This window comes from Bacteriovorax sp. DB6_IX (genome assembly GCF_000447775.1).
GTDB lineage: Bacteria > Bdellovibrionota > Bacteriovoracia > Bacteriovoracales > Bacteriovoracaceae > Halobacteriovorax_A.
Genome location: NZ_AUNJ01000450.1, coordinates 1 through 3,274, shown reverse-complemented (window position 1 = coordinate 3,274; position 3,274 = coordinate 1). Strand labels below are relative to the sequence as shown.

The following is a 3,274-nucleotide window of genomic DNA, read 5'->3' as shown; positions in this document are numbered from 1 at the left end:
CCTCAAATCTACGATCATTCGTAATATAAACCGAGCGCGCCAAGTCAATAAAGCCCTGATCGTATTCACGGTTTTTCTCCTTTATGCGAATATCATCTTCGATCTCCCAAAGAGTCAGGTTTATCTCCTTCAGATCTTTTCTTAAAGAATCTAATTTCTCTTGTTCATTGAGTTTTAGGGATTTCAACGTTTTGGTAAGAGCATCAAATTCATTCTTTGCATGAGCAACTTTCTCAGAATTATCAATTTTCTCCATCTTAATTTCCAAGATAGTTAACTTATCAACTAACTCTCCAAGAGAGACAGGACAAAGAATTTCCATAAGATTCTCCTAAATATCGATATATTCTATTTCTATGATTTCTAATTCTTTTTCACCATTAGGTGTTCTTATTATAACAAGGTCACCTTCTTCTTTACCAAGAAGAGACTTTCCAATAGGAGATCGCCAACTAATAAGACCCTGAGAAGGGTTCGTTTCATCAACTCCAACGATGCTATACTTCTTAGTATTTCCATCCTCATCTTCTGTGGTGACAGTGGCCCCAAATTGAATTTTGTCGGACTCGATCTCTCTCGGTTCAACGACAACCGCATCTTCAATTCTTGCAGTTAAAAATCTAATGCGCTTATCAATCTCGCGAAGGCGCTTTTTTCCATATTTATAATCTGCATTTTCAGATCTATCGCCCAATGAAGCTGCCCAAGCGACTGTCTTAGTCATTTCCGGTCTTTCTATTTTTACAAGCTGATTTAACTCATCACGATAGCGATCAAAACCCTTTCTCGTTGTATAATTATTTTTGCTCATAGTGCTTTAGGATCCCTTCAACACCATCTTCTACAATATCAAGAACTTGCTCAAAACCCTTGGCCCCTCCATAGTATGGATCAGGGACTTCACTCTCTGAACGATTCTTAGCAAAGTCACAGAACATTTTGACTTTGTGGTGGTACTCACCAGATGGGTTCATTGCTAGGATATTTCTATAGTTGGAATTATCCATAGCAAGAATAAGGTCATACTTTTCAAAGTCAGAACTTGCATCAAATGCTCTTGAAATACTTCCAAGAAAGATTCCTCTTCGCTGGGCATGCTCTCTCATTCTTGAATCTGCTGGTTCGCCAACATGATGTGCACTTGTCCCAGCTGAGTCTATTTCAAACTGACTAGAGATTCCTCGTTCATTTACGAGATGAACCATCACACCATCTGCAGCAGGAGATCGACAAATATTGCCTAAACATACAAAAAGTACCTTATGCATACTTTCCCCTATTAAATTTTAATCATTGTCACTTGTATTAGAACAGCTCATGTAAATTGGAAGATGATCACTAATAACTTCTCTATAGAATCTGTAGTAAGTTCTATCTTCGAGCTGTGGTTTGAAAAGCGTTCTAAGAAGATCTTCAGTTTTTTCTTTAAGATCATATCTCTTCACGATTTCTCCACGTGAAACAGTAAACTTGTCATCGATTTGTCTGATATATCTCTCAACAAAGTTATCCTGCTTTTTTACCCCATCAGTAGAGTATTCATACTTAAGATTGCGAGTATTATCACCATCTTGATATGGCGTTGTTGATCTTACGAGATATTTGCGATCAATAATCTTTGAGAAACTATTGTGAAGAAAATCGTAAATTTTATAATTACTCTCTCCTGCACAACCTGCAGTTTGCTTGTCATCAATAATGAAGTGGTCGTAATTATTTTTTACCCCATTTGTTAATCTACCTGAAGAAAGTCTTCCCCTAGCAATTGAAGTCTTCCCTTCAATTTTTAGTTCCATACCTGGGTAGTCCCCTAATAGAACCTTCCAGTATCTTTCATCCATTTGAAGATTGAAATCCCCGGCCAAAATAACATCTTGCTCTTTATAATTCTTCTTTAGAAGAGAGATAAAGTTCATGATGTGCCTAACTTCTGCAAATCTTGCAAAAGTCTTCTTTCCAACTCCGTAACCGATCTTTGTAAAGTCATCAACACCAAAAGCTGACTCTAGAATTTCTTTTCTCTTACTCTCATCACCTGGCGTATTATGAATTATATGTGCGCTAAGAAGTGTGAAATCGAAGTTTCCACTTCTAAAGCTTCCGACAAGTGGCCTTCTAGCAAATAGTTGATGAACATCTCGACCGTAGAACTCTTTGGCAAACATTGGAGTACAGGCATAGGCCTTAGAACCTTTGAAGTATTTATCACAATACTCATTCTCAATTGGCTCAACCTTAGTTGCTCTATAAAAGAAACCTGCCAGTTCATGAACTGTCGATTTTTCAGTTCCCTCTTCGTCTCCACTTAGTATCAAGGCCCATGATGGATCCAATTTTTGAAGCTCTTTTAATAGAGGTATATATCCAGGTTTATGATATTGCTTTTCCAGAAGCTGTATCTTTTCTTTAATACGAGCTCTTTCTGAATAAGAAGCTCCGTTTGAAACCATTTCAGCATACTGAAGTTTTAGCTCACGATGGAGATCAGTAACGGCCGTATTATGTTTGAAATCGACACCGATAACCGGAAGAATTTCTTGAGCCGCAACAATATCCCATTGATTCATAATACTTGCGACAAGAGCATGATCTTTAAACTCAGTTCTGGTTGAACCAAGATTATAAAGATTAAATGATCCGATTTTAATTTTCTTAGACTTAAGGGATTGGTACTTGCGATAATATGTACTTGCAGCGTGTGCGTTGAAATGATGATACTGATCGTAACAATCAATATCTCCAACTTCCTTGCTGCCGATAAAACTTCTTAGTTCACGACAACCAGCCTTTTCTTCTTTTTCAGCAAAGACTGAAAGTGAAAGCGCCATCCAAAATAGCAAAATAGAAGTTTTATTTCTAAAAAGCACAAATTCTCCTTAATTAGTGCGTTTTTTACTTTTAAAAATAGTACCTACTTAATTATAGATGAGCAATGATGTCGGGTTATATAAATATCTGATATTAGGGAGTTTTTTTATTAGGATTGAGTTATTTTCTTACAACTTCTAACAGTTGAGTCCTCTCTCGAGGACTCATATAAATTATTTAGATGGACAACCACCAAATGACTTCGTTTCAAGGACATAGAACTTACAATCTCTATATCTATAAGTATTTTTGAAGATTCCTGGTGCAAGCTTGTAAACAGCTTTTCTTACGTCCTTCACTTCTTCCCAAGTAAGAGAGATTGCATCCCAACTGTGTAAGTACATCTTTCCTTTGTAGGGACTGATAAGCTTGCTAAAAATTTTCTCTTCAGGCTTATCTTCACTAT

At 36.7% G+C, this 3,274-nt stretch carries 5 protein-coding genes; all 5 read right to left on the bottom strand.

Annotated elements, in window-relative coordinates; genetic code table 11:
- A partial coding sequence (locus M901_RS13960; protein ID WP_021278849.1) for a DUF6165 family protein occupies window positions 1-322 on the bottom strand: 322 nt, incomplete at its 3' end.
- Window positions 323-331: 9 nt separating this feature from the next.
- Window positions 332-811 carry a transcription elongation factor GreB gene (greB, locus tag M901_RS13955; protein ID WP_021278851.1) on the bottom strand — a complete coding sequence of 160 codons (480 nt, stop codon included), beginning with the start codon at window positions 809-811 and terminating at the stop codon, window positions 332-334.
- Window positions 798-1,268 (bottom strand): low molecular weight protein-tyrosine-phosphatase, encoded by a 471-nt coding sequence (locus M901_RS13950; RefSeq protein WP_021278848.1) that lies wholly within the window; start codon window positions 1,266-1,268, stop codon window positions 798-800. The genes greB and M901_RS13950 overlap by 14 nt, the downstream gene beginning before the upstream one ends.
- 18 nt (window positions 1,269-1,286) lie before the next feature.
- The gene (locus M901_RS13945) at window positions 1,287-2,867 is read right to left on the bottom strand and encodes an endonuclease/exonuclease/phosphatase (RefSeq protein WP_021278850.1); all 1,581 of its coding nucleotides are present in this window, start codon (window positions 2,865-2,867) and stop codon (window positions 1,287-1,289) included.
- Between the two features lie 174 nt (window positions 2,868-3,041).
- Window positions 3,042-3,274 (bottom strand): hypothetical protein (locus M901_RS13940; protein WP_034722386.1); only part of this gene is annotated, 233 nt, incomplete at its 5' end.

Coding starts and splice junctions, on each gene's coding strand:
- greB (WP_021278851.1), bottom strand. CDS start 811: ATGAGCAAAAATAATTATACAACGAGAAAGGGTTTTGATCGCTATCGT.
- M901_RS13950 (WP_021278848.1), bottom strand. CDS start 1,268: ATGCATAAGGTACTTTTTGTATGTTTAGGCAATATTTGTCGATCTCCT.